Origin of the sequence: Salinispora mooreana (assembly GCF_000379065.1) — a bacterium.
GTDB lineage: Bacteria > Actinomycetota > Actinomycetes > Mycobacteriales > Micromonosporaceae > Micromonospora > Micromonospora mooreana.
This window is the reverse complement of the sequence record NZ_KB900614.1, coordinates 2,175,870-2,200,730: the sequence shown is the minus strand read 5'-3', so window position 1 is coordinate 2,200,730 and position 24,861 is coordinate 2,175,870. Positions and strand designations below refer to the sequence as shown.

Annotated in this window: 18 protein-coding genes and 3 pseudogenes; 9 read left to right on the top strand and 12 right to left on the bottom strand. The window is 68.2% G+C overall.

The genetic code is table 11. From position 1 onward, the window contains the following. The first annotated feature begins 50 nt into the window (after positions 1-50). The gene (locus tag SALPAC6_RS0110480) at positions 51-566 is read left to right on the top strand and encodes a hypothetical protein (RefSeq protein ID WP_018253374.1); all 516 of its coding nucleotides are present in this window, start codon (positions 51-53) and stop codon (positions 564-566) included. Positions 567-826: 260 nt separating this feature from the next. Here the strand turns inward: SALPAC6_RS0110480 and SALPAC6_RS0110475 are convergent, their stop codons facing one another. Continuing rightward, entirely contained in the window at positions 827-2,182 is a 1,356-nt protein-coding gene (locus tag SALPAC6_RS0110475) for an IS4 family transposase (protein WP_026189523.1), read from the bottom strand. A 240-nt stretch (positions 2,183-2,422) separates the two neighbouring features. Here SALPAC6_RS0110475 and SALPAC6_RS27545 point away from each other — a divergent pair. Further along, positions 2,423-3,246: pseudogene (locus SALPAC6_RS27545) on the top strand (IS5 family transposase). Here SALPAC6_RS27545 and SALPAC6_RS25710 read toward each other — a convergent pair. After that, positions 3,206-3,430 carry a hypothetical protein gene (locus SALPAC6_RS25710; protein WP_018253370.1) on the bottom strand — a complete coding sequence of 75 codons (225 nt, stop codon included), beginning with the start codon at positions 3,428-3,430 and terminating at the stop codon, positions 3,206-3,208. The pseudogene SALPAC6_RS27545 and the gene SALPAC6_RS25710 overlap by 41 nt on opposite strands. Before the next feature lie 182 nt (positions 3,431-3,612). On the opposite strand from SALPAC6_RS25710, the gene SALPAC6_RS0110455 reads away from it, so the two are divergent. Then, positions 3,613-5,013 carry a membrane protein gene (locus SALPAC6_RS0110455; protein WP_018253369.1) on the top strand — a complete coding sequence of 467 codons (1,401 nt, stop codon included), beginning with the start codon at positions 3,613-3,615 and terminating at the stop codon, positions 5,011-5,013. Positions 5,014-5,614: 601 nt separating this feature from the next. Beyond that, positions 5,615-6,886 carry a hypothetical protein gene (locus SALPAC6_RS0110450; protein WP_018253368.1) on the top strand — a complete coding sequence of 424 codons (1,272 nt, stop codon included), beginning with the start codon at positions 5,615-5,617 and terminating at the stop codon, positions 6,884-6,886. 89 nt (positions 6,887-6,975) lie between these two features. Here SALPAC6_RS0110450 and SALPAC6_RS0110445 read toward each other — a convergent pair whose 3' ends face one another. Both SALPAC6_RS0110445 and SALPAC6_RS0110440 read right to left on the bottom strand, forming a co-directional pair. Then, positions 6,976-7,260 carry a hypothetical protein gene (locus SALPAC6_RS0110445; RefSeq protein ID WP_018253367.1) on the bottom strand — a complete coding sequence of 95 codons (285 nt, stop codon included), beginning with the start codon at positions 7,258-7,260 and terminating at the stop codon, positions 6,976-6,978. Positions 7,261-7,462: 202 nt separating this feature from the next. After that, on the bottom strand, positions 7,463-8,896 hold the full coding sequence (locus tag SALPAC6_RS0110440; protein WP_018253366.1) for a nitronate monooxygenase: 1,434 nt from the start codon (positions 8,894-8,896) through the stop codon (positions 7,463-7,465). 325 nt (positions 8,897-9,221) lie between these two features. On the opposite strand from SALPAC6_RS0110440, the gene SALPAC6_RS0110435 reads away from it, so the two are divergent. Next, positions 9,222-10,640, top strand: coding sequence for a hypothetical protein (locus tag SALPAC6_RS0110435; RefSeq protein ID WP_018253365.1), 1,419 nt, complete (start codon positions 9,222-9,224; stop codon positions 10,638-10,640). A gap of 69 nt (positions 10,641-10,709) precedes the next feature. On the opposite strand, the gene SALPAC6_RS0110430 is transcribed toward SALPAC6_RS0110435, so the two are convergent. Both SALPAC6_RS0110430 and SALPAC6_RS29675 read right to left on the bottom strand, forming a co-directional pair. After that, positions 10,710-11,519 (bottom strand): peptidoglycan-binding domain-containing protein, encoded by an 810-nt coding sequence (locus tag SALPAC6_RS0110430; protein ID WP_018253364.1) that lies wholly within the window; start codon positions 11,517-11,519, stop codon positions 10,710-10,712. Then, a complete protein-coding gene (locus SALPAC6_RS29675; RefSeq protein WP_018253363.1) occupies positions 11,497-11,652 on the bottom strand; it encodes a hypothetical protein in 156 nt (51 codons plus the stop codon). The genes SALPAC6_RS0110430 and SALPAC6_RS29675 overlap by 23 nt, the downstream gene beginning before the upstream one ends. A gap of 761 nt (positions 11,653-12,413) precedes the next feature. Between SALPAC6_RS29675 and SALPAC6_RS30970 the strand changes: the two are divergent. Continuing rightward, a pseudogene (locus SALPAC6_RS30970) lies at positions 12,414-12,569 on the top strand (MFS transporter); the annotation flags it as partial. Between the two features lie 177 nt (positions 12,570-12,746). Next, entirely contained in the window at positions 12,747-14,168 is a 1,422-nt protein-coding gene (locus SALPAC6_RS0110420; RefSeq protein ID WP_018253362.1) for an autotransporter outer membrane beta-barrel domain-containing protein, read from the top strand. Between the two features lie 59 nt (positions 14,169-14,227). Here the strand turns inward: SALPAC6_RS0110420 and SALPAC6_RS0110415 are convergent, their stop codons facing one another. From SALPAC6_RS0110415 to fepB, 5 genes are all read right to left on the bottom strand, one after another. Beyond that, complete coding sequence (locus SALPAC6_RS0110415) at positions 14,228-15,445, bottom strand: enterochelin esterase domain-containing protein (protein WP_018253361.1); 1,218 nt, start codon at positions 15,443-15,445, stop codon at positions 14,228-14,230. A gap of 35 nt (positions 15,446-15,480) precedes the next feature. Further along, the gene (locus SALPAC6_RS0110410) at positions 15,481-16,287 is read right to left on the bottom strand and encodes an ABC transporter ATP-binding protein (protein WP_018253360.1); all 807 of its coding nucleotides are present in this window, start codon (positions 16,285-16,287) and stop codon (positions 15,481-15,483) included. A 14-nt stretch (positions 16,288-16,301) separates the two neighbouring features. Beyond that, complete coding sequence (locus SALPAC6_RS0110405; protein WP_018253359.1) at positions 16,302-17,354, bottom strand: FecCD family ABC transporter permease; 1,053 nt, start codon at positions 17,352-17,354, stop codon at positions 16,302-16,304. Beyond that, on the bottom strand, positions 17,351-18,301 hold the full coding sequence (locus SALPAC6_RS0110400) for a FecCD family ABC transporter permease (RefSeq protein WP_018253358.1): 951 nt from the start codon (positions 18,299-18,301) through the stop codon (positions 17,351-17,353). The genes SALPAC6_RS0110405 and SALPAC6_RS0110400 overlap by 4 nt, the downstream gene beginning before the upstream one ends. A 109-nt stretch (positions 18,302-18,410) precedes the next feature. After that, a complete protein-coding gene (gene fepB / locus SALPAC6_RS0110395) occupies positions 18,411-19,403 on the bottom strand; it encodes a Fe2+-enterobactin ABC transporter substrate-binding protein (RefSeq protein WP_018253357.1) in 993 nt (330 codons plus the stop codon). A gap of 346 nt (positions 19,404-19,749) precedes the next feature. Between fepB and SALPAC6_RS0110390 the strand changes: the two genes are divergently transcribed. Both SALPAC6_RS0110390 and asnB read left to right on the top strand, forming a co-directional pair. Beyond that, positions 19,750-20,964: a hypothetical protein gene (locus tag SALPAC6_RS0110390; RefSeq protein WP_018253356.1), complete on the top strand. Its 1,215-nt coding sequence runs from the start codon at positions 19,750-19,752 to the stop codon at positions 20,962-20,964. A gap of 59 nt (positions 20,965-21,023) precedes the next feature. Next, a pseudogene (gene asnB / locus SALPAC6_RS25705) lies at positions 21,024-23,878 on the top strand (asparagine synthase (glutamine-hydrolyzing)). Here asnB and SALPAC6_RS0110380 read toward each other — a convergent pair. After that, the gene (locus SALPAC6_RS0110380) at positions 23,868-24,851 is read right to left on the bottom strand and encodes a glycine betaine ABC transporter substrate-binding protein (protein WP_018253354.1); all 984 of its coding nucleotides are present in this window, start codon (positions 24,849-24,851) and stop codon (positions 23,868-23,870) included. The pseudogene asnB and the gene SALPAC6_RS0110380 overlap by 11 nt on opposite strands. Positions 24,852-24,861 lie beyond the last annotated feature (10 nt).

Here is a 24,861-nt window from a genome sequence, read left to right as displayed (position 1 = left end):
GCCCGGCCCGTGAGCAGCCACGATCCCCCGGATAGATCAGGAGAGCGCCCGTGCAGGTAACCCAGGCCCTGGACGTGATGACTGCCATCCTCCGGGCAGCCGAGCACCCCGACATCGTCGAGGTCACCCGCTACGGCGCCGACACCCAGCCGGGCGGACAGACGCCCCCGGGGATCAAGATCCGGCACCAGTCCGGAACCGCCGCCATGCTGTGGGCCGGCGTACCACCGCGTGACGCCACGCCGGTACCGCTGCCCACCGGGCCGCTGCCACCGAAGCAGCGCGCCGCCCGAATCCTCGTGCTCGCCCAGCAACTCCTGGACGTCGCCCGGCCCGAGGCGTTCACCTCATGGGAGCTGTGCCAACAGCCCGGTGTGGAGGTGCCGGTTGCCGCCGCGATCCGCATCACTGCCAGCGACCGTTCGGTGATCTACCTTCGAGCTACCGCGGCATCCGGGGGCACGTCCGAGCCCGAGACCGACCCGTATCCGGACTACCAGATCCCCCAGGGAGTCCAGTCATGGCATCGTCTCAGTGCTCCGCATGCGGAGCCCGCGTCAGTGTGAGCCCCGGTAAGTCCTGCCCACCGCATCAGGCGATAGGTGATCGCGCCCGCTGCCCGGGCTCCGGACAGCCCACGATGTGACAGCAAGCGGCCCCGCTCTCCCAGGTCGGGAGGGCGGGGCCGCGCGTACGACGAGCACCCCCGCCGCGCCTCATGTCGGGGCGCTGCCGGCGTGCCCAGCAGGACACCCAGCCATGGCCCCCGCGCCTCGGCCACCCGGACTAGGCCCAACGCCGTTCAGTTAGGGCGGTGGCTGGTTGGTCAAGGGTCGTTGGTGATGACGTCGATGCTGGTGGTGGCCTTGTAGGTGCGGCGGTCGATGTTCGGTCCGCGGGCCTGGTACTTGGAGTTCGAGCGTTTGATCATGCGGGTCTTGGTGCGGACGCGGCGGTCGGGAAGCAGGTCGGCCAGGACACGTTCGCCGATGACACCGACCAGGTCGATGTCGGTATCGGCGATGACGCCGGCGGCGTGGACGACTTGGTCGCGGGCGGCGTTGAGTGCGGTGGTGAAACTGGCCCGGTCCGGGTCGAGGCCGGGCCGGCTGTCGGTGGCGTCGACCATGGCGGTGCGTAGCACCTGGTAGACGATCAGCAGGGCGTGGATCTCCTGGTCGACGCCGTCGGGGGTGCGGGCACGCAGGACCCGGCCGCCGAGGATGGTGGACTTCAGTTCCAGGTAGGCGGTTTCGATCTCCCATCGCTGGTGGTAAAGGGCGACGAGGTCGGCGGCCGGGTAGCGACGCGGGTCGAGCAGAGTGGTGATGAGCCGGTAGTCGCCGGTGTGGTGGCCGGCGGTGGTGGTGATGCTGATCCGGGCCTCGATCACGCGGACGTGCTGGCCGCCGATGACCGACAGCCAGGAACCGTCGCGATAGCGGCGGACCAGCGGGAGCCTGCGGCTGGTCTTGCAGCGGATCAGCAGGTCCGCTCCGGTCGCGGTGAACGCGCCGATCAGGTCGGCGGCGGCGTAGTTGCGGTCGGCTAGCAGCAGCATCCCGGCGCGTAGGCTGCGGGCGAGCTGGTGTGCTTGGGTGATCTCGCCGGTGGTGCTGGGGTCGAACACGGCGTCGATGACCGAGCGGGTGCCGCAGGTCAGCAGCGCGCTCAACCGCAGTGTGGGGTAGCCGGATCCGCCGTTGTTGCACCGGTGTTTGACGTAGCGGCGCAGGTTGGCCGGCGAGTCCGCCACGGTGATCATGGTGCCGTCGATGACGACCGGCAGCAGGCCCCGCCACCACACCGCAGCGACGGCGCCCGTGGCCACCGGGCCTCGTAACAGGTCGAACAAGGCCCGCAGTGGGGTCGGGCCGAGTCGTTGCCGGGCTTGTCGTAACGCGCTGCCGCTGGGGTCGGCCACGGGTAGCCCGCGCAGGCCGGCGACGAGTTTCGCCCACACCTGCCGGTAACCCACGTCGGCGAACAGGCAGCCGGCCAGCAGCAGGTACACCACCACCCGGGCCGGCAACAGACGGACCCGCCGCTGCGTCCGCCGGGTCGCGGCGAGGACGTCATCGACCATTTCGAACGGCACAAGGCGGGTCAACTCACCGAGGTGACCCGCCGCGAACGGCCCGGCAGCTACCGTGACTGTCCGTGTTATGGCAATCTGATCCACCGAGCGGGGTTCCTGGTTCGGGTTGTCTTGGAGTGACAAACCTTGATACCGGAACCCCGCTTCTCACGCCCTGACCAACACACCATTGACCAGTCACGCCCACGCCTAACTGAACGGCATTGGGACTAGGCCGTGTCTCCTGGATCTTTGATCCCGGATCGGCTATCAAGGGTTGTCGTGAGTGGACGGTTTGAGCTGACCGAGGTCGAGTACGAGCGGATCTCACCGTTGCTGCCGGCGATGACACCGCAGCGTGGCGGGCGGTGGCGTGATCACCGGCAGGTGATCCACGGGATCGTGTTCCGGGTGCGGACCGGGGTGCCGTGGCGCGACGTTCCTACGCGGTACGGGCCGTGGAAGACGCTGTACAAGCGGTTCACCCGCTGGCAGGAGGACGGGACCTGGGCACGGATCGAGGCGATGCTGCACACCGAGGCGGACGCTGCCGGGGACCTGGACTGGCACGGCAACGCCGATTCCACGATCGTGCGTGCCCACCAGCACGCCGCCGGCGCCCGTAAAGGGGGCTGACCAGCCGTGACGCAGCGCGACGGGAAGGACTCGGCAAGTCGCGCGGCGGATGGACCACGAAGATCCACACGATCGGTGACGGACGCGGCCGGAACCTGACCAGCCACCTGACCCCGGGCCAGGACTCCGACACCCGCCAACTGGTCCGGCTGCTCGACGACGTGGCCGTGGCCCGCCCCGCAGGGATCGGCCGCCCCCGCAAACGCCTCGACTCCCTCTCCGCGGACAAGGCCTACAGCTCCCGCGGCAACCGCCGATCCCTGCGAGCCCGGCGCATCCCGCACGACATTCCCGAGAAGGACGACCAGAAGGCCAACCGCGCACGCAAGGGCTCACGCGGTGGCCGCCCACCCACGTTCCGCCCGCAGCGCTACCGACAGCGCAACACCATCGAACGGCTGATGAACCGGCGCAAACAGTTCCGCGCCGTGGCCACCCGCTACGACAAGCTCGCCTGCCGCTACCGCGCCACCGTGCAGATCGCCGACATCCTCATCTGGCTACGCGCGAAACCGGACCGCCCCAAGCCATGATCCAGGAGACACGGCCTAGGGCGTAGTAGCCGGCCATCGCCAGCGCCACCACACCGGCCGTGAGCGCGGTGGATGAGTCGGCGTCGAGCACGGTGCCCGCCTGCGAGGCGAGCCATGCCAGGAGGGCACCGACGGCGGCGGGGACCGCGGTGCGGATGAGGGAGATCAGGTAGTCGTGCGTCATCGGGGGTTCCTCTCGGGGTATGCGGGGGCGCGCCTGACGCCACGGCGGTTCCGTGTCTCGTTCAGGCATGTTTTTCGGGTTCATGTTGTGGTGGGGTTGATGTCGGTTTAGCTCGGGGTGGTTGCTACCGCCTGCCTGGTAGCCGAGGAACACCACCCCGGCCGAGGTGGTGGTTCTCGTCCGTGACGGGGAAGGACACCAACACCGCGATGAACGATCAGCGCCACGACCATGACCCGGACCGGCCAGGTGCACGCCGGGCGAGGTCACGATGGTGGGCCGTCGGACTGGCCGGCATGACCGGCCTGGCCCTCACCACCACCCTCGGCATCGGCGGAGCGCCGGCTATCGGCGCCGTCGACGGCACCCTCACCGCCGCCGATGACCGGCGGGGAAAACCTGACCGCGCCTCCACCGACAACAAGGACCACGAGGGCAAGGCAAAGAAGGACAAACGCAGGAGCACGCCGGTCCCGTGTAGCGCCGATGCGCTGATCGCGGCGATCACCCTCGCCAACGCCCGCGGCGGCGCCGTCCTCGACCTCGCCAAAGACTGCACCTACCTGCTCACCGCTGCGCAGAACGGCGCCGGTCTCCCCGCGATCACCAGCCCCGTCACCCTCAACGGGAAGAACACCACCATCACACGCGCCGCCGCAGCCCCCCTGTTCCGCATCATCACCGTCGACATCGGCGGCAACCTCACCCTCAACCACCTGAAAGTCACCGGCGGCCAAACCACTCCTGCTGACCCAGGCGGCGGGGGAATCCTCGTCAACACCGGCGGCACCGCCACCATCAACCACAACACCATCACCGGCAACATCGCCATCTTTGGCGGCGGCATCTCCAACAACGGCACCACCACCGTCAAACACTCCACCATCAGCCACAACACCGCAACTCTTTCAGCTGGTGGTGGGATCCAGAGCACCGGCCTGTTGAAGGTCACCCACTCCCAGGTCGACGCCAACAACAGCAGAACCAGCGGCGGTGGAATCGCCGTCGTTGGCGGCACTTTCGGCATCGCGCACAGCACCATCACCGCCAACCAGTCAGCACAGGACGGCGGCGGCCTGGTCGCCAGTCCAGGAGCCGGCACGGTCACCGATACCCGCATCATGCAGAACACCGCCAGATTCGGCGGCGGTGCGTTTTTTGGTGTTGGTGGAGGGCCGTTCACGCTCAGGAACGTCACCGTGGCCGGCAACGCCGCGACGGACGGTGGCGGCGGCGGACTCGGCGTGAACCCGAACACGCCACTGGTCATCGAGGACAGCACCATCAAGAACAACACCGCTATCTTCGGCGGAGGCGGCATTCTCCAACAAGGCAACACGGTGCTGCGGCGGACGGAGGTCACCGGCAACCAAGCAGGAAGCGAGGGCGGCGGCATTGACAACGACGCCGCCGGCACGCTCACCCTTTTCTCCACCAAGGTCGTCAAGAACACCGCTGTAACCGACGGTGGGGGCATCTTCAACGTGGTGGGCGGCACGGTGGAGTTGAATACCGCCACCGGCACCACCGTGGCAAAGAACCGGCCGAACAATTGTGTGAACGTCACCGGCTGCCCGGGCTGATCCCCGTCGCCCAGATATCACGAGGGGCCCCGACCTACCGTCTGCTGGCGGTAGGTCGGGGCCCTTCCTGGTTGGGGTCGGAGGATGGTGACTGTGCCGCCCCTGCCGCAGCCACAGTGGCTGATCCTGGTCGAGCTGTTGGGCGCAGCCCGCCGGTACGGCGCCGGCAGGACGACACGTCGGGCGCGGATTGTCGCCAATCCTCTCAGTGACTGTCAACGGGATTCGCCGATCCGAGCGTCTCGGCGGAACCACGTCGGCAGAGAGGCCATACGTCGAGGCGGACCGATGCGTGCGTGCCCCGTCCTGCGCTACCGCTCGGCCGCCGTTACCGCTCGGGCAGCGTGGGGCGGGTGCGCCGTTAGCGACATGAGAATTTCTTTCGCGTATTTCCTTCGCGTTCGACATTCTGTGGGCGTGGTGTCGGTTTAGCTCAGTGAGGCGCTACCGCCTGTCTGGTAGCTGAGGAACACGCCACCCGCGTTCCCCTTGGGTGGCGGGCTCCTCGCCGTTCACGGGGAAGGACACCGAGACCGCAATGCCATCTCAACGACATGTCTACAGCTCCAGCCGCACTGATAGTCGGCCGCCACGGTGGTGGATGGCCGTCGGGATGGCCGGGTTGACCGGCCTGGCGTTCACCACAGCCGCTCTGGCCACCGCCACCCACGCTCAACCACACCAGCCCGTACCCGGTTCCGCCGCTGCGACCGATGCGGACCACCGGTCAACCGGGACCGGCCGGGACGGAAGTGGCGGGTCCGGCACTCCGGTCCCGTGCGACGCGGATGCGTTGATCGCCGCGATCACGTCCGCGAACGCCACCGGGGGTGGTGTCTTCGACCTGGCCGAGGAGTGCACCTACCTGTTGACCGCCGACATTGACGGTGCCGGTCTGCCGGCGATCGTCACCCCGATCACCCTCAACGGCGGTAAGAACACCACGATCGAACGCGCCGCCGCCGCCGACCAGTTCCGGATCTTCTACGTCGACACCGGCGGCGACCTCACCCTCAACCACCTGACGATTACCGGCGGCCAGACCACCACGGCGGGTGTCGACGGGGGCGGCATCCGCGTCATCGCGGGCGGGGAATTGACAGTCAGCCACAGCACTGTCACCCGCAACATCGCCGGCGGTAATGGTGGCGGCATCGCCAACGAAGGAGTCACCACCGTCAAGCGCTCCACCATCAGCCGTAACACTGCCCCGCTGGAAGGGGGCGGCATCTACAACACGGGCGTGCTGACTGTCGAGCGGTCCGAGGTCACGGCGAACACCGGTACCGTCGGGGGAGGCGGCATCGCGAGCAGGGCAGGAACGGTCATGGTCACCAAGAGCTCCCTCTCCGGCAACTGGTCCGATCAGGGAGCCGGTCTCTTCATCGTCGAAAGCGGAATCGGCTCGGTAACCGACACCCACATCAAGAAGAACTCCGCTGCCGATGTTGGTGGGGGTGTCTTCGTTCTAGGGCAGTTGACGATGGAGAAAGTCCTCCTCGCCGGCAACACCGCCGAAACCGGTGCGGGCCTCAACGTCGTCGGCGGCTCCACGGCCAACATCACGGACAGCAGCATCCTCGACAACACCGCCGGCGCTATGGGCGGCGGCATCTATAACGCTGGCACGACCACGTTGGACGACACCACGCTCGACGGTAACCAGGCCGATCAGGGCGGCGGTGTCCAGAACGTCGCAGCAGCGACGCTGACCTTCTTCGCCTCGAAGGTCACCGACAACATCGCCGTGACCGACGGCGGGGGCATCTTCAACGAGGTGGGTGGGATCGTCACCCTGAACACGGCCACCGGTACCACTGTTATCGGTAACCGTCCGAACAACTGCGTGAATGTCCCCGGCTGCGCCGGATAGCGAGACCCTGAGCGGGTCAGTTTCACCCGGGCCCCGCTCCTGCCGTGGACGGCAGGAGCGGGGCTCCGTCGTGCCGCAGGCCACCAGAGCTACGGCGCGCCGCCGGACTCACTGCTCACGCCGCCGTCGAGGGCTTGGCCCTCGCTGCCGCCGCGACCCTTCCCACGGAGGCTGCCGGATCGTCGACGGCGGCTCTGGCGGGCACTCTGGCGGATCGCCTTGCGGGCGTCCGCCATCGTCTCTTGTCTGCTGCCTGTGCGGGGACCAGCCCTGCGTCGACGCCTCCGGGCCACGATGACGATCAGCACGTGAACGACCAGCACAAGTGCGACCAGCAGGGGTAGGGCGAGCCACCCGAGGTGAATCTCGGACATCTCTGGAGGATAGCGACTTCAGTCGATGATCGGAGTCGGAGAGGTAGGTGGTTCTGCCGTCGCAGAAGCATCGATCGGTCGGCTACTGCCGTAACCCACGCCTTTAGCCGGGGCGCACGGCGTTCCTCCACGCGTGCGGGTTCGTGGTCAACGCATCAGGCCCGCAACGCGCGTGCGAGCACTGCGTGCGGGGCCCGTGTGGTCAGCTACCGGAATGGGCTGCCGTAAGCAGGTAGTGCAGCACGTCGGTGGCCGTGTAGTCCTCCCCGAAGCGCTGGTGCAACTCGGTGAGGACGCTGATGTCCTGGCCGATGGTGATGATCGGCGGCTCGGTGTCGTTGCCGCCACGTCGCTGGCCCAGGCCGATCGTGCCCATGAGCCCGTTGCACAGGCAACGGCTACCCGCGGTGTCCTCCGCTGCGCCGCCTTTGCGGATGTAGTCGTCTACCGGCTCGGCCGGGCACCGGAAGCCGATCCGGCCGGTCGGCCGCAGGTACGGGGTGCGGAGATATCCGAGGTCGCACCGGCGAGCGCGGGCCCGGTAGACATCGTCCTCCGCGGCGGTGCCCTCCAGCTGGGCGATCTTGAAGGGGAAGCCGGTCGGGGAGGCGGCCGGATCGTTGTGGATCGTGAGCTGCCCGCCAGTGGCTTGCTGGAGCAGCTCCCGCCGCAGCCGGGGGTTGATTCCGGATTCGCGGCAGAGGGCGAAGGCGGTGCCGACCTGAACACCGGTGGCTCCGGCCGCTTGGACGGCGGCCACCTGCCGCGGGTCGGCCTGCCCGCCGGCGATCCAGAACGGCAGCCCGGCTGCGGCTACCCTGGCCAGGTCGATCCGGTCGCGCTCGCCGTAGACGGGTTCGCCGTTGTCATCAAGGACCATTTTGCCGCGTGGCCGAGCCGAGTGGCCGCCCGCGGCGGGCCCTTCGAGGACAAAGCCGTCGGGGCAGGTACGGGGGCTGCGGGCAAGGTAGCTGACCAGGGACGCGGCGGAGACGATGGCCAGGAACCGCGGACGCGGGTTGGGCGGTAGTAGCTCGCCGGTCACATCAGGCGGGTTGAAGGCGACGGTGTGGGGTTCCCCCGCTGTGCTGCCCTCAACGGCGACGGGCAACTGGACCGGCCGGTGGTGGGCCAGGGCGTCGATCAGAGACGGGATCTCACTGGGCAGGCCGGCGCCCATCAGGATGTAGTCGACTCCGGCCAGCATCGCTCCGTACACCGCGGCGGGGGTGGCGAGCTGGATCTTCTCCAGGTAGTTGATGCCAACGACGCCGCTGTGGCCCTGCTTGGCCAGGTGGACCTCGACGAAGTTGGCGACCACGGCCAGCTCGTTCGCGTGTCGTCGTGGCCGCATGCTCAGCAGCGGCGCCGGTCGGAACGGTGTGCCGGCGGGAATTCCCCCCGGCACGTAGTAGCGGTCCAGCACCCGCTGGGCGACCTCCGGCGCGGGGAATGCGCGCAGCGCCTGCCGGAGCGTGCCGTCCTCGTCGCCGAGTTGTAGCCGGCGGGCCAGTGACGCGTCGAGTGCTACCCCGGACACCACTCCGAGCTGGCCTGCGGCGGATATGGCGGCGGCCAGCCGCCAGCTGGAGACACCGACGCCCATCCCACCCTGAATGATGATCGGAAGGTCCACCTGTTCCCGCCCTTCAGCCGGCCCTGTCGGCACGGGCAATCCTGTGGCCCGCGGGCCTGGGGGCGACAGGGCAATTGGTCCTGCAATCAGGTGGGCCCGGTCCCGAAGGGGCCTCCGGCCGAGGCCGGGTCCACGGGCGGCGGACACCGGCCACGCCACTCGCCCAACTATGTCTGGTTTAGGGGTGTTTTTCGTGTTCATGTTCAGCTAGGAGGAGTGTCGGTTTAGCGTGCGAGATGGCTGCTACCGCCTGCCTGGTAGCCGAGGAAGCCTGGCCTGGGTCGGTCCTTCCTCGCCGTTCACGGGGAAGGACATCGACACCGCGATGAACCATCAGCAGCACACCCACGAACCCGGGACCGACCGCCCAGACGGACGCCGGGGGCGGTCGCGCTTGTGGACGGTCGGCCTGGCCGGCGTAGCCGGGCTGGCCCTCACCGCCGTCGGCGTCGCGGCGGCTCCGGCTGCCGGCGCTGCCGGACGCGCCGCCACCAGCGCCGAAACCCAGTCTGGGGACAGCCACCGGGACAACGGCAAGTCCAAGCACGACGACAAGAGCAAGGGTGACAGGGGCGAGGGGAAGAAGGCGAAGGGGAAGAGCGACAAGGGGAAGAAGGAGACGCCGAAGGGCACGCCGGTTCCCTGCGACGCCGACCTGCTGATCGCCGCGATCACGTCCGCGAACGCCACCGGCGGCGGCGTGTTCGACCTGGCCAAGGACTGCACCTACCTGCTGACCGTCGACATCGACGGTGCCGGTCTGCCGGCGATCGTCACCCCGATCACCCTCAACGGCGGCAAGAACACCACGATCGAGCGCGCCGCCGCCGTTGACGAGTTCCGGATCTTCACTGTCAACACCGGTGGCGATCTGACCCTCAACCACCTGAAGGTCACTGGTGGCCAGACCGACGGCAACGGTGGGGGAGTGCTCGTCAACCCCGGTGGAGCGTTGACCACCAACCACAGCGCCATCACCCGCAACATCGTCGAAGGCGACGGAGACGGCGGCGGCATCGCCAACCTGGGCACCACCCGGGTCAAGCACTCCAAGGTCGAGTGGAACACCACCAGTGAACAAGGCGGTGGGATCTTCAGCACCGGCCTGTTGGAGGTCGTCAAGTCGCACATCGACAACAACACCGCTGAAACCGGCGGCGGTATCTACCAAGGTGGCAACACCGTCACCGTCAAGGGCGGCAGCATCTCCAGCAACCAGGCCGCCAACGGAGGCGGGCTGTATCTCGCGGGTGGAATCGGCAGGCTGACCGGCACCAAGGTCGCGAAGAACACCGCCAGTGGTAACGGTGGCGGTATCCGGGTTGGCGAAGGCGGGCAGTTGACGCTGCGGAAGGTCAACCTCTCCGACAACTCCGCGCTGTCGGGTGTGGGCGGCGGCTTGTACGTGGAGGGTGCTGAAGTGGTGGAAACCATCGCTGTGGTCGAGGACAGCATCATCAAGAACAACACCGCTGCCGAACTCGGCGGAGGAATCCGCAACTCGGAAGTAGCCGTGTTGCGAAACACCAAGGTCATCGGTAATCAGGCCGACGAGGGCGCCGGCATCTACAACTCTGGCACGTTGACCCTCTTCGCGACGCAGGTGGTCAAGAACATCGCCGTCACCGACGGCGGGGGCATCTTGAACTCCGGCGGCACGGTTGAACTGAACACCGCCACCGGCACCGTGGTTATCAAGAACCGACCCAACAACTGCGTGGACGTCCCCGGCTGCGCCGGCTGACACCCCGAGCAGAGCACCAAGGGTTCCGCCCCACTGCGAAACGTGGTGGGGCGGAACCCTTACGGATGATCACGTCACCGGGTTGCGGTAGGCGGCATCCCACGTCTTGCGGCCCAGTAGCCCATCTCTGTTGAGGCCCTGATCCGCCTGGAACGCTTTGATCAGCTCTCGGTGCTCCGGGCCGTACTGGCCGTCGTGGCCGTTCTTGCGGAGGTACCGCTTTCCCTTGCCGGCGGGCCAGCCTCGGCGGGTGAGTTGTTTGGTCCACATAGCGAGCCACTGTCGGTCCGACTTGCCGTTGAATTTGCGGCGGTAGTAGCCCGACACCGACCTGTCACCGCCTGAGCGGGGGCCGAAGTAGTAGCCGCTCGGCAGGGGGAACGCCACCGCTGGCCCGGGTGCCGGCCGCGGCGGCGCCGGGGTCGGCTTGCCGAGCTGGTCGAGTCGCCAGTTCGTGCCCCGTACCGTGTCGGCGGCCTGGGTGAAGTCCGAGTTCACGTGGCAGTGGGTCGTGTGCGGGTTCGAGCCGGTGTAGGTGTGGGTGGCGAAGCCGTTGCGGCGGTGCCAGATTCGGCGCTTGTAGATGATGTACCGCACCCACCACAGATCACCGGAGCGGGCGAGTGTCACCCACAGCTGCACGACCTGCTCCATCGTGACCCCGTCCGGGTCGCGTAGGTCGGCGTCGAAGTCTCGGGCCCGCACCTCATCGAGGTTGTCGCCGTCGCGATACTCTGGCAGACCGGTCAGGTCTGGATTGTGACTCGACGGAGAGTCCTGGTGGGAGGTGTCGCCGATCGAGCCGTCCGACCGGGTGTCCCGCTTGGGGAACCGCTTGTTGAGTTGATCACGGGCTTCATCCAGGTTCGGCACCACCATCCATGCCATTGATGTTCACCTCCACAACTGGCCAGTCGGTCTGCTCAGGATCGAGCCACGGATCCGGGGTCTGCATCCCGATGTGCTGCTCAGGTTCCTCGTTTGGGACCGGATGTGGGTCGGTGGCGGACATACTCCTCCCCTCATTGAGATCCAATTTGACTGGTGTATACGCCTAGTGTTTTGGCAGCAGGATCAGTGAGATCCTGACTCGTCCATGAATCGCGATCTCGATAATTTATCTTGACTGATCGATGATTAATCGATTCTAGCGGGCAGGCGGCTCATGAGCATGATCAAAACCTTGTCGCAGATTGCTCTGTGGGTGGCGGGTGGACATTGAAATGAGACGCGAATTCATATTCGCGATAGCGGGTGCCGCGCCGCGGCTGGAATGTGATCACCGAAGGTGTGCCGCAGTCGCGGTACTTGTCGTCCCTGTTCATGTTCGCCGACTTCCGGCGCGGTTGCCCTGCGGGCGGCGGCCCGCCAGCGGTCGGTGGTCGCGGGGTCCCCATGCCGCTCCTGCCTGGGCCGATCCTCGTGTGTGCTGGGAAGGGGGCCGAGGCTGAGATGAACTTCACCGCCCTGCTCGTGATGCCGGTGGTGCGATGGGAGTCGGGCGGTGGTAGCTCCGGTATTTGCTTCAGTCGAAGCTCCAGTTCTGCTGGGAGCTAATATTTTTGCGATTGGTCGGTGGTGGAGGGGGATGCCTCCCGGGATGCTTCCCGGAAAGCAATACCTGCTGCTATTCGTGCGTCGCCCTACTGGCCGGTCCTGCGGCACCGCATTCTGCGGCGACTGCTCCCGGGGTTCGTGTTGTCATATCTGGGTGACGGCATGAGTCTGGTCGCGGTCAGCCGGTTTGCCCTTCAATGAGCACCGCCGGAAGACGGTGCCCAGCCCACCATTCTCGGCTGCGCCGGACTGACGTTGGCCCTCGGCTCGGCGGCGGCAGTTCTCGCGATCGGCCGAGCCCGCCGACGGCCGGACGGCGAGGTCGCGGCCGAGCCCCGGCCCGGCACGGAGTTCGTAGCCAGGGGAACGTAAGGATATTCACGTTCATCTGGTTTGGTGGATTTAGTCGCATTTAGGGCTTCGGGTCGCTCTCCCTTGTTTAGCGTGCGGTGGCTGGTACCACCCGGCGGGTAGCCGAGAAGTGACCTCGACTGGCACCCCGGCCGGGTGGTTCCTTGCCGTTGCACGGGGAAGGACATCGAGACCGCGATGAACCATCAGCGCCACGCCCAGGGAGAGCAGCCCGACCGTCCGGGCGAGGAGCCGGTGCGGCCATGGTGGCGGCGGTGGTGGGTTGTCGGGCTGGCCGGGGCGACCGGTCTGGCGCTCATCGCCGTCGGCACTGTCGTGACTCCGGCCGGCGAGACGATCAGACGTGCCCTGCCGGCCGTTGGCGCGCCCGGGACCCCGGTTGGCGGGCCGTCCGCCGACGACCATCGGGACGAAAGCAGTAGCGAGGCGGACCAGAGTGGCGGGGTCAGCGGCGACGCGGGTAAGGGTGACGAGGAGCGGCGGGAAGGCAGGCCGGTCGGCTGCGACCCGGATCGGTTGATCGCCGAGATCGCCCAGGCCAACGCCGGCGGTGGTGCCGTGCTCGACCTCGCTGAGGGCTGCACCTATCTGCTCACCGCCGACCTCGGTGGCGCCGGTCTGCCCGCGATCACCACCCCGATCACCCTCACCGGCGGCAGGAACACCACCATCGAGCGGGCCGCCGCCGTCGACCAGTTCCGGATTCTCGCCGTGCACGCCGGTGGTCAGCTCACCCTCAACGGCCTGACGATCACCGGCGGCCACGCCGCCGACGGTGGCGGGGGGATCCTCGTCGAGACCGGTGGAGCGTTGACCGTCAACCACAGCGCCGTCACTCGTAACATCGCCGACATCCTGGGTGGCGGTATTGCCAACAGCGGCACCACCCGGGTCAGACACTCCAGTGTCGAACGGAATATCGGGAACCAGCGCGGCGGTGGGATCTTCAGTGCCGGCCCGCTGGAGATCGTGCAGTCGCACGTCGGCGGAAACACCGCCGACCTCGGTGGCGGCATCTTCGCCTCCGACAGCAGTGTGACCGTCAAGGGCGGCAGCATCGCCGACAACTGGGCGCAGTCTGTGGGTGGATTGTTCGTCTCGGGCGGCATCGGCACGGTAACCGGCACCCGAATCACCGGAAATCTGACCCACTCCGACGGCGGTGGGGCCCGGGTTGGTCTCGGCGGGCAGCTGACGTTGCGGTGGGTCCGCCTGACTGGCAATACCGCACTGTCCGGTCTGGGCGGTGGTCTCTTCGTTGAGGGGGACATCGGTGGGGGGAGCTACGTCGTCATCGAGGACAGCATCATCAAGGACAACACCGCGATGGCCGCTGCCGGCGGCGGAATCTTCAACATGGGGCAGACGGTGATACGACGTGCCCGGATCCTCGGCAATCGGGCCGACCGGGGTGGCGGAATCCATAACTCCGGGACGGTCAGCCTCGCGGCGACGAAGGTGGTCGACAATCTCGCCGTCACCGATGGTGGGGGAGTCCTCAACGACGGCGGCACGGTGGACCTGAACACCGCCACCGGCACCATCGTGATCAAGAATCGGCCGAACAACTGCGTCAACGTTGTGGGCTGTGCCGGATAGCAGCCCCGCGATCCGTGCCGGGCGGCTACCGTCGCCGACTTCCGGTGATCGACACGGTCTCAGGGTGGTGACGGAATCGACGGCAGCCGTCGGGTACCGAGAAGGTCCGCGACACCGTCCTCCCACAGCCCGCGCCACCAGGCCATGTCGTGCCCACCCTGGAACTCCCGGTACGCCATAGTGGGCGGGCTCTCCGCGAGCGCCTCCCGTAGTCGTCGGTGCGGCTCCAGCAGCGTCGGTTCGAACACACCCACGGTGAGGAAGAGGCGCACCGGCCCGGCCGTCGCGGCGCGGTCAAGCAGGTCGGCCTGCCACAGTGACGCCGACTGGCTGAGCGCCGCACCCACCGACTCCGGGTGGTCGAAGGCGGTCTTCAACGCGGTCAGCCCGCCCAGGCTCTCTCCGGTCAGCACGACATCCCGGGGGTTGTCGCTTACCGGCACCCGATCGCGTAGCCACGGCAGCAGGGTCGTGACCACCTCCTCGCTCATCGCGCCGTCAATGCTCAGGTCGGCCATCCGTCGCGGCGAGCTGCCCCCGGTTTCGACCAATGCCAGATAGGGCGCACGGATCGTTCCCGACTCTGCGAGCCGGTCCGCGCTGGCGGCGGCGTAGCCGGAGGCGTGCCACACCTCCCCGTCCAACACCACGACCAGCGGCCGGGGCGTGCCGTCAGCATCGGGCGGCGGGGACAGCCACACCGGGCGCCCGGTCGGTGTGACCAGGCGTTGAGCGCGGGGAGACGGTCCTTGCGCGGGCGCTGCCCGCGGCGACGCGGTGTCCAGTTCCGCCACCGACGCGAGCCGGCCACTGTGGGTGCGGACGCGCCTCGGGTTGCGGGGGTCGGTGCTGCCCTCCTCGCGGATCGTGCGCATCGCCCACCGCGACTCGGTGCCGGACAGCGTGCTGCTTCCCGCCGCGTCGGTCTCAAGCACCGTGTACGACCCACGCCAGTCGGCGGGTAGGCGGAACGCGGCGTGCCACACGTCGGTGCCGGGCACCCGCTCCATCCGGCTGTCGTCGAGGTCATAGGTCACTCGATTGACGGTCACGTGGACCGCGGTGGCAGCGGCGGACCGCCACAGGAACGTCACCCGCCGCTCGCCGTCGCCGGCCTCCTCGACCAGGGGCGTACGGCGGGCGACCGTCTCCCAGAACTCGGTCGCCGAGCAGTCGGCCGCGAGCCGGGCGATGCGTGGGCTCGGGGTGCGGCGCGACGGCGGCTTCGGCGGTGCGGGCGGCAGCGTGACCCGGCTCGGGCCATCGGTGGGCTTCACGTCTGTTCCTTCGGTCCTGCGTCCCAGCGGTGACGTCATGCGGCGGCGGTGTTCCGCGCGGCGATCGGGATGACCAGCGGTGTGCCGAACACCGGGTCGGTGACGACGCGGGCTTTCAGTCGGAAGACGTCGTGCAGCAACTGCTCGGTGAGCACCGTCTCCGGGGCGCCGGTGGCCGCGACCGCGCCGTCGTGCAGCACCACGAGATGGTCGGCGTAGCGTGCTGCCTGATTCAGGTCGTGCAGCACCAGGACCACGGTGCGTCCCTGGTCGCGGTTGAGCCGCCGGCACAGTTCGAGCACCTCGAGTTGGTGTGAGATGTCGAGGTAGGTGGTGGGTTCGTCCAGGAGTAGCACCGGCGTCTCCTGGGCGAGGATCAGTGCGATCCACACCCGCTGTCGTTGGCCGCCGGACAACTCCTCGACGGTCCGGTCCGCCAGCTCCGCCACTCCGGTCGCCGCGAGCGCCCGGGCCACCGCCTCCTCGTCCTCGTGGCTCCACTGCTGCAACATTCGCTGGTGCGGGAAGCGGCCACGGCCGACGAGGTCGGCGACGGTGATACCGGCCGGCGCCACGGAGGACTGTGGTAGCAGCCCGAGTCGGCGGGCCAGTTCCTTCGGGGCCAGCCGCTGCACGTCCTGGCCGTGGAGCAGTACCTGGCCGGTCCTGGGGCGAAGCAATCGCGCGAGCGCCCGTAGCAGCGTTGACTTGCCGCACGCGTTCGGGCCAAGGATCACGGTTACCGCGCCGTCCGGGATGGAGACGTCAAGATCGTGAGCGACCTGACGTGACTCGTACGCGAGCGTCAGGCGGGCTGCCTCGAGAGCGGGTGGGGAGGTCATGGGGTCCTTCCGGCTCAGACCTGCTTGGCGCGGGTCAGCATCCAGATGAGGTATAGGCCACCGACGATGCCGGTGATCCGGCCGATCGGGACGGCGGCGGTGATCGGCAGCAGCCGGGTGACCGTGTCGGCGAGGATCAGCAGGCACCCGCCCATCGCGGCGGCGCTGACCACCGGCATGCGACGCCAGCCGGTGAGCCGAACCACGAGTTGCGGTGCGGCCAGGGCGACGAACGCGATTGGTCCGGCGGCTCCGGTGGCCAGCCCGGCGAGGGCTACCGCGGCGAGCATGAGCAGCACCCGGGTGCGCTCCACCCTGACCCCGAGCTGCTGGGCGATGTCGTCGCCCATCTCGATCAGCGATGCCCGGCGGGCGAGGGGGAGAACGAGCGGTACGAGAACGAGCACACCGACCGCGACCGGCAGGGCGTGCGTCCAGGTACGGGCGTCGAGTGAACCCGACAGCCACAGACTGGCGGTGTACACCTGGTTCAGATCTCCGGTCACGAGCAGCAGCCCGTTCACCGCGCCGAGCACGGCGCTCACCCCGATCCCGATCAGGATCAGCCGGTAGCCGCCGGTCACGCCGCCCCGACGGGAGAGCATATAGACGACTATCGCGGTGAGTAGCCCTCCGGCCACTGCACCCAGTGACACCTGTAGGGCCTCGGCCTGGAAGACGATGATCTGCACGATCGCCCCGGTCGCCGCTCCGGTGGTGAAGCCGATCACGTCGGGTGATCCGAGCGCGTTGCGGGACACCGACTGGAAGATGGCCCCGGAGATACCCAGCGCGGCCCCGGCGGAGAGCGCGGTGATCACGCGGGGTAGTCGCAGACCCCGCACGACACGGTCGTGCTGGGCGTTCCCGGAGGTGTCGACGACCGCCGCGACCACCTCGGCGAACGAGAGTCGCAGTGTGCCGATCGCCATCGCCGCGACGCCCAGGGCCGCGCCGACGACCAACAGGACGACCGTGATCGTCACCAGCCGCGGCGAGATCACCAGGGAGGTCCTGCCCACCCGCCACACCTGTCGCCCCTCGGGGAGCAGCCGGGCCGGGGTCACAACCGCACCATTCGGCGGCGTCGCACCAGCAGGACGAAGAACGGCCCGCCCAGAATCGAGACCATGATGCCGACGCTCACCTCACCGCTGGCGGGGAGGGCCCGGCCGAGGGTGTCGGCGACAACGATGAGCGCAGCGGCCAGGGCGCCCGAGTAGGGCAGGACCCAGCGGTGGTCCACACCGGCCAGGAGCCGGGCGAGGTGCGGCGCGGCCAGCCCGAGAAAGGCGATCGGCCCGGCCGCTGCCGTGGCGGCACCGGCGAGCACGATAACGGCGAGGCCCGCGGTTGCCCAGACCCGGGTGGGGCTGCCCCCCAGTGACCGGCTGAGCTCTTCGCCGAGCATCGCCGCGTCGAGCGGACGTGCGAGGGCGTAGGCGAGCAGGAGCCCGGCGGTGGTGAGGAGGCCGGCGGCGATCAGCACGTCGGTGCCACGGCCGGCGAGCGAGCCGACCATCCAGTGCCAGTAGCGGTCGTAGACCTGCTCGGTGCTGTTGACGAGAATGAGGTGGGTCAGGGCCATGAGAACGACGGTGAGGGCGGCGCCGGCAAGCACGAGCCGTACCGGGTTGGTGCCGGTGCGCAGGCCGCCGAGCAGGTAGACGATGATTCCGGCGATTCCCGCGCCGAGGACGCCGAGCCACATGTAGCGGGACGGCTCGGTCACGCCGAAGAACGCGATGCCGGCGGCGATGGCGGTCGCCGCCCCGGCGTTGACGCCGAGCAGTCCCGGGTCGGCCAGGGGGTTGCGGGTGAGCGCCTGCATGACCGCGCCGGCGACGCCCAGGCTTACGCCGACCACGATGCCGAGCAGCGCACGGGGGATGCGTTGATGGACGACGAGCAGGTGCGCCGAGTTGGTCGGGTCGAACGCGGTCACCGCGTCCCAGGTGGTGGCGAGAGGGATGGCCCGGGTGCCGACGGTGGCACTGGCGAAGGTGCCGATCACCAGTACGGCCGAGAGCAGAAGCAGCCCGGTGCCGCGGTGTCGCGGGCGTGGGCTGGTGGCTGTGGTCCGGACCGGGTGGGGACGAGGCCGCCCCCACCCGGTCGTCGGGCTACTTGGCAAAGCGCGCGACGACGCTGTCAACGATCTCGGTCGCGCTGTACCGGTCCACCCGGAACGAGTTCAGCCCGAGTCCGTACACCTGGCCCTGCTCGACCGAGGGCACGTTCGCGAGCACCGGATCCTCGGTGAAGGCCTGCGCGCCCGCGTCGTCCTTGCTGAGGATGAAGGTGGTCTCCGCCGTCAGGGTGGTCAGGTTCTCGTACGCGGTCCAGACGAAGTCCTCGCGAAGTTGGCTTCGGGTGTTCCACTCTGGGTTCGGGTCCTCGATGGTGAAGCCGAGGTCGTTGAGGAGACGTGCCTGGGCGGAGCCCCGGCGCGCGATCGGGTTGCTCTCTCCGGCGCCGTTGAACGAGATGACGTTCGCGCTGCCGTCGGGCACCTGGATCTTCGACGCCGCCTCCTGGACATAGTCGTCGAACGCGGTGACGGTCTGCTCGGCCTCGGCCTCCAAGCCGGTCGCCTGCCCGAGCGTCACGGCGAGTTCCTGCCAGGTCTTCCCGCCGTAGTCGACGACGATCGTCGGGGCGATCGCGCGTAGTTCGTCGATCTGGTCCACCAACGAGTCGGCGCCGGTGGCGGAGACGACGACGAGGTCGGGCGCGTGGGCGTAGACCGCTTCCAGGTCGACCTTCCCGGCGGGCCAGAGGTTGGCGACGTCGCGTTCGTCCGCCACCTTGGCCCACTGGGCGAAGAACTCACCGGTGCCTCCGGAGCCGGAGGCCACCACCGGGGCCTCGAAGGCGAGCAGGGTGCCGGTCACCGAGACGGAGGTGGAGACGATCGCCTCTGGCTTGCTCGGGATCTCGGTGGTGGTGCCGTCGGCGTTGGTGAAGGTGCGCGGCCACCCGGCGGCCTGGGCGGCGGCCGGTTCCGTGGGGTCGGTGTCGGAGGTGCTGGAGCAGCCGACGGTGGCCAGGACGGCGACGGCGGCGACGGTGATGCCCGCGAGGGTCCGGGCGGGTGAGGGGAAATCGTGCACCATAACGATCCTTGTTCGGGCCGGAGCGCGACACGCTCCAGCTAAGTTAGGTAAGGCTAACTTATTGAAGTTGGATCATTGCTTGGCGGTAGGCGGGCCCCTATTCGGGGATGAAATTTCGGGTTCATGTTCATATGGGGTCTTTGTCGGATTAGCGTTCGGGTGTCGGCTACCGCCGGTCCGGTAGCCGAGGGGCACCGCGCCGGGCTGGCCCCGGTCGGCGGAGTTCCTCGCCGTTCAGGGAAAGGCACCGACACTCGCGATGAGGCATGAGGATCACGACCACAGCGGTGGACCGGCACGGCCGACTACGTACCACACCCGGGTCCGGCGGAGGTCTGCCGCCAGGTTGGCCGGGGCTGCTGGCCTCGCTCTCGCCCTGGTCGGCCTCGCTGTCGCTCCGGCCGCCGGCGCGGTCGGACGCGCCGCCACCGGAGCCGATGAGCAGAAGTGGCCGAAGGGCACGCCGGTCGCCTGTGCCGCGGATGCGTTGATCGCCGCGATCACGTCCGCGAACGCCACCGGGGGTGGTGTCTTCGACCTGGCCGAGGAGTGCACCTACCTGTTGACCGCCGACATTGACGGTGCCGGTCTGCCGGCGATCGTCACCCCGATCACCCTCAACGGCGGCAAGAACACCACGATTGAACGCGATGCCGCCGCCGACCAGTTCCGGATCTTCACTGTCAACACCGGTGGCGATCTGACCCTCAACCACCTGAAGGTCACCGGCGGTCAGACCGCCGAGGACGGCGGGGGGATCTTCGTAGCCGCCGGTGGTGCCCTCGCCCTTGGGCAGAGCAGGATCGTGCGCAACATCAGCGCCCAGGAGGGCGGCGGCATTCGGAATGCGGGCACCGCCACCGTCGCGCACTCCCACATCGAACGGAACACCGCCGGTGCGAGTGGGGGTGGGGTCGCCAGCACCGGTGCTCTCGAGCTGCGCTCCTCCTCCGTGGGCGAGAACGTCAGTGCGAACGGCGGGGGTGTCTCCAGTGCCGGGACCGTTGTCATCGGCCGCAGTGCGATCACCGGAAACCGGGCAACCTCGGTCATCGGCGGCGGGCTGCTCGCCACCGGAGGAAGCGCCCTGCTCACCGACTCGCACGTGCTTCGTAACTCCTCCAACACCGAGGGTGCCGGGGTCGTCGCCATCTCCGTGCAGCTGCACCTGCGGCGGGTCGTCATCGCCGACAACGCGGCCCGCAGCGGCGGCGGCGGACTGATCATCAACAACACGTCCTCCGCGACCGTGCAGCAGGGTCTCATCAAGGGCAACACCGCCAACACCGACGGCGGGGGCGTCTTCAACGCCGGAGCGTTGGCGCTGTTCGGCACCGAGGTCCGGGGCAATCAAGCCACTCGGGGCGGAGGTGTCCACAACGATGCCGTCGGCGCGGTCACCTTCTATGGCGCCACGATCAAGAAGAACGTCGCTGTTGCCGATGGTGGTGGGGTCTTCAACGAGGCTGGTGGAACAGTCGAGCTGAACACGGCTACCGGCACTGTGGTGATCGAGAATCGGCCCAACAACTGTGTCAATGTCGCCGGCTGTCCAGGCTGAACCCCGGCGGCACTCCCATCCAGCAATGCGTGAATCGTGAACCCAGAGGTGATCTTCTAATGTGCGGGATAGCAGGCTACGTCGGCATCAGCGCATTCTGGGGTGAGCCGGTGCTTCGCCGGATGGCCGACGCCCAGGTCCACCGGGGCCCCGACGGAGACGGGTACCTGGCCGAAGGGCTGATCGGGTTGGCGCACCGGCGGCTGGCGGTCATCGATCGAGCCGGTGGGAAGCAACCGTTGTACTCGGTGGACGGCCGGTACGTGCTGAGCTACAACGGCGAGGTCTACAACTATCGTCTACTGCGCGCGGAGTTGAGCGATCTTGGCCACCGATTCACCACGGAAAGTGACACCGAGGTGGTGCTGGCCGCGTGGGTCCAATGGGGTCAGGCCGCCTTCGACCGTTTCAACGGAATGTTCGCCCTGGCAATCGCCGATCTGGAGCGTGGCGAGGTGGTGCTGGCCCGGGATCAGTTCGGCATCAAACCGCTGTACCTGGCCGACGACGGAGACGGACGGGTCTTCTTCGCCAGTGAGATCCGTCCCCTCTTCGCCGCCGGTGCGGTCACGCCCAAGCCCGACGACCACACCATCTACCGATACCTGAGGTTCCGGATCCACGACGACACCCCGCGGACGTTCTTCCACGGAGTCACCCGCCTGATGCCGGGAGAGACCGCCCTGCTCACCTCGGACGGCGCGGTCCAGCGCTCGACCTACACCCGTCTCTACGACGACATGGACGCGCTGGCGGCGGCACCGACCCCGTATGACCCGTCCGCCCAGGAACGGTTCCGAGCGGCGCTCGACCGAGCGATCCAGGCGCGACTGGTCAGCGACGTTCCGGTCGGTACGGCCCTCTCCGGTGGCGTGGACTCCTCGACGGTGGTGGCCAGCATTCATCGCATGATGGCCGCCGCCGACGACACCACCCGACCGGTTGGTGCGACGCAACAGACCTTCTCCGCGGTCTTCCCCGGGGAACGGAACGACGAGGAGCGCTACGTTGACGCCGTCGCGGCCACCTGCGGCGAGGCGCTCCAGGTGCACAAGGTGCGCCCGACGCCGGACCGCTTCCTGGTTGATCTGCGGGACTTCGTCCGGACCCAGGAAGAGCCGGTCATCTCCACCGCACCGTACGCGCAGTACTGTGTGATGCGCGAGGCGAGCCAACATGTGACGGTGATGCTCGACGGTCAGGGCGCCGACGAGATGCTCGCCGGCTACCTGCCCTACTATCTGGTGCACCTGCGCAGTCTGCGCGGTGGCCGGGTGGCCGGAGAGCTGCTCCGCTCCGTCGATGTGCTCTGGCGTCTGGGCCGCACCCGGCTGACCGATGTCGTTGGTCGTCGGCGGCGGACACCGACCACCAACCTGCTGGGGTGGGACTTCGCCGAAACCTATCGGCACGAGCGTTTCCCGATGGTGCGCACTGACCTCAAGGCCCGCCTGGCCGCCGACCTCTTCCGGCACAGCCTTCCCGCGTTGCTCCGCTACGAGGATCGGAACACCATGCGATTCTCGATCGAGGGTCGGGTGCCGTTTCTCGACGCCGCTCTGGTGCGTACCGTGTGGTCGCTTGACCCGTCCGCGATTATCCACCATGGATGGAACAAGCGGGCACTGCGGGACGCGACCGTTGACCTGCTGCCCCGGCTGGTCAATCGACGTCGCAACAAGATTGGTTTCACCACGCCCGAGGACAGCTGGTTCCAGCGCATCAAGAACGACGTGTATCTGATCTTCGCCTCCCGGTCGTTCGGTGCGCGACCCTACTTCGACCAGCGAGCCGTGCTCCAGGCGTTCGAGGACTACGTCGCCGGCCGGGGCGGTGTGGAAACCATGACGTTCTGGCGGATGCTCAATGTTGAACTGTGGCTGCGCGAGTTCATCGACCCGCAGCCGGCCAGCGAGGCAGGCACATCCGGGTCGGTGGAGCCAGCCCGGGTCGCGGTCCAGCGCGGCACCGGCTCGGACCCCGGCCAGCGTGCTGACCCGCCGACACCGCCGAAGCCGGACTTCGTACCCAACCAGGGGAAGGAGTTGCTGACGCCCGGAGGCACCTGGGCCCGGTTTCCGCTGCGTACCGACCTCATCGCCACCGGTGACGATGTCCCCGCGCTCGCCGTCAGCCGGGTCGGTGAGTTCTACAAACAGGGGGCGGAGATGCCGTTTTCCGTCCAGCAACTGGCAACCGCCGGACCCTGGTACCTGTTTGTCAGCGAGAAGGTGGTCGCGGTCGCACAGGGGCGAATCTTCAACGTGACCGACATCAGGAGCGGGGCCTGGGCGCGCCTGCTGTCGCGACATGTCCTGCGCACCCCGTACGGCATTGGGCTGGGGCATCCGGCCACGATGCAGTTGGCCATTCAAGAGGCAGGGCTGCCCCGCATCCTGGCCGCCGCAGCAGCCGGGGCAGCCGGGAAGGCGGTCGGGCGGCGGGGGCTGTTCTACCGGGTCGCCGGTCCGGCGGTACGCGCCATCGACGGGCCCACCGAGTACTCGGCCTACCCGGCGAACATATCGGCGAAGCTGGCGCCGCAGGATCCGGATCGGGTCGCCCAGGGCATCTCGTCGGCGATCCGGGCGGCCCTGCCCGCCGAGTTCGCAGAGCGGTTCGGCGGCACAGTGATCATCGATGCCAATGACTTCGGTCAGGACATTCTGGGCCGGGACGCCGACCTGCCGGACGCGGTGTTGGCGGCGGCGTTCGTCGACAACCCCCTTGGCCAGGCCCGTGAGCAGACACCGTTCGCCGTTGTGGTGGCCCAGCACCAGCGCGGGGTCGCGGGCCGCAGTGGCGGCCACGGGTGTGCCACCCCGGCGGCTGGGCCGGAGCGCACCACCGCCGACGCCCCGAGGTAGGGGCATCGGCGGTGGTGGTCTGGCGGTTGGGCGGCCTCAGCCGATGAAGCCCTCAGCCTTCATCCAATCGGAGACGACCTGGGACACCGGCTCGCCCTGGACGTCGATCTTCTCGTTGAGCCCGCGCAGGGTCTCGTCGTCGAGCTTGGCGATCACCGGCTCGAGGATCGTCAGGATGGCGCCGTACGACTCGGCGGCCTCGCCGTTGAGGGCGGGAGCCGGGTTGTAGATCGGGAAGAAGCTCCGGTCATCCTCCAGCACCCGCAGGTTCAGGTGGCTGATCCGGCCGTCGGTGGTGAAGACCTCGCCGAAGTTGCAGGCCTCGCCCTTCTTCGTCTCGGTGTAGACGACGCCGGTGTCGACGACCTTGACGTTGTCCTCCGGGACGTCCATCCCGTACGCCGCGGTCATTCCGGGCCAGCCGTCGTTACGGCCGACGAACTCGGTCTCCAGGCAGAACGTCGCCTCCTGCGGGTTGCTCTTGGCGAACTCGGCCAGTTCGGAGAGGGTCGTGAGGTTCCACTCCTCGGCCTTCTCCTCCGGCAGCGCGATGGCGTAGGTGTTGTTCGCGGGAGCGTACGCCCCCCAGACCACGTTGTTCTTCTCCTTGTCCTCCTGGACCACGGCCGCGTACTGCTCGGCGGAGTCCTGGATCGGGTCGGTGTGGTCGAGGTAGGTGATCCACGCCGTACCGGTGTAGTCCCAGTAGACATCGACATCGCCGCTGAGCAGCGCCTTGCGGACGTTGACCGAGCCCTTGATGTTGGTCTGGTCCTCGACCTCCGCGCCGGCTGCGGTCAGCGCCTGCATCGTGATGTGCCCGAAGACGATGTTCTCGGTGAAGTCCTTGGAACCGACGACGATGGTCTGTCCCTTGAGGGTGGCGTCCTCCTTGATCGATCCCTCGCCGACCGCGACGTCGGCGCCGGACTCGTCAGTCGTCACCGAGCAGCCGGTGAGCGCGAGGGCGACCACCGCGGAGCCGGTCAGCAGGCGGGTGAGTGCGGTTCGATTTCGCATCGTTACCTTC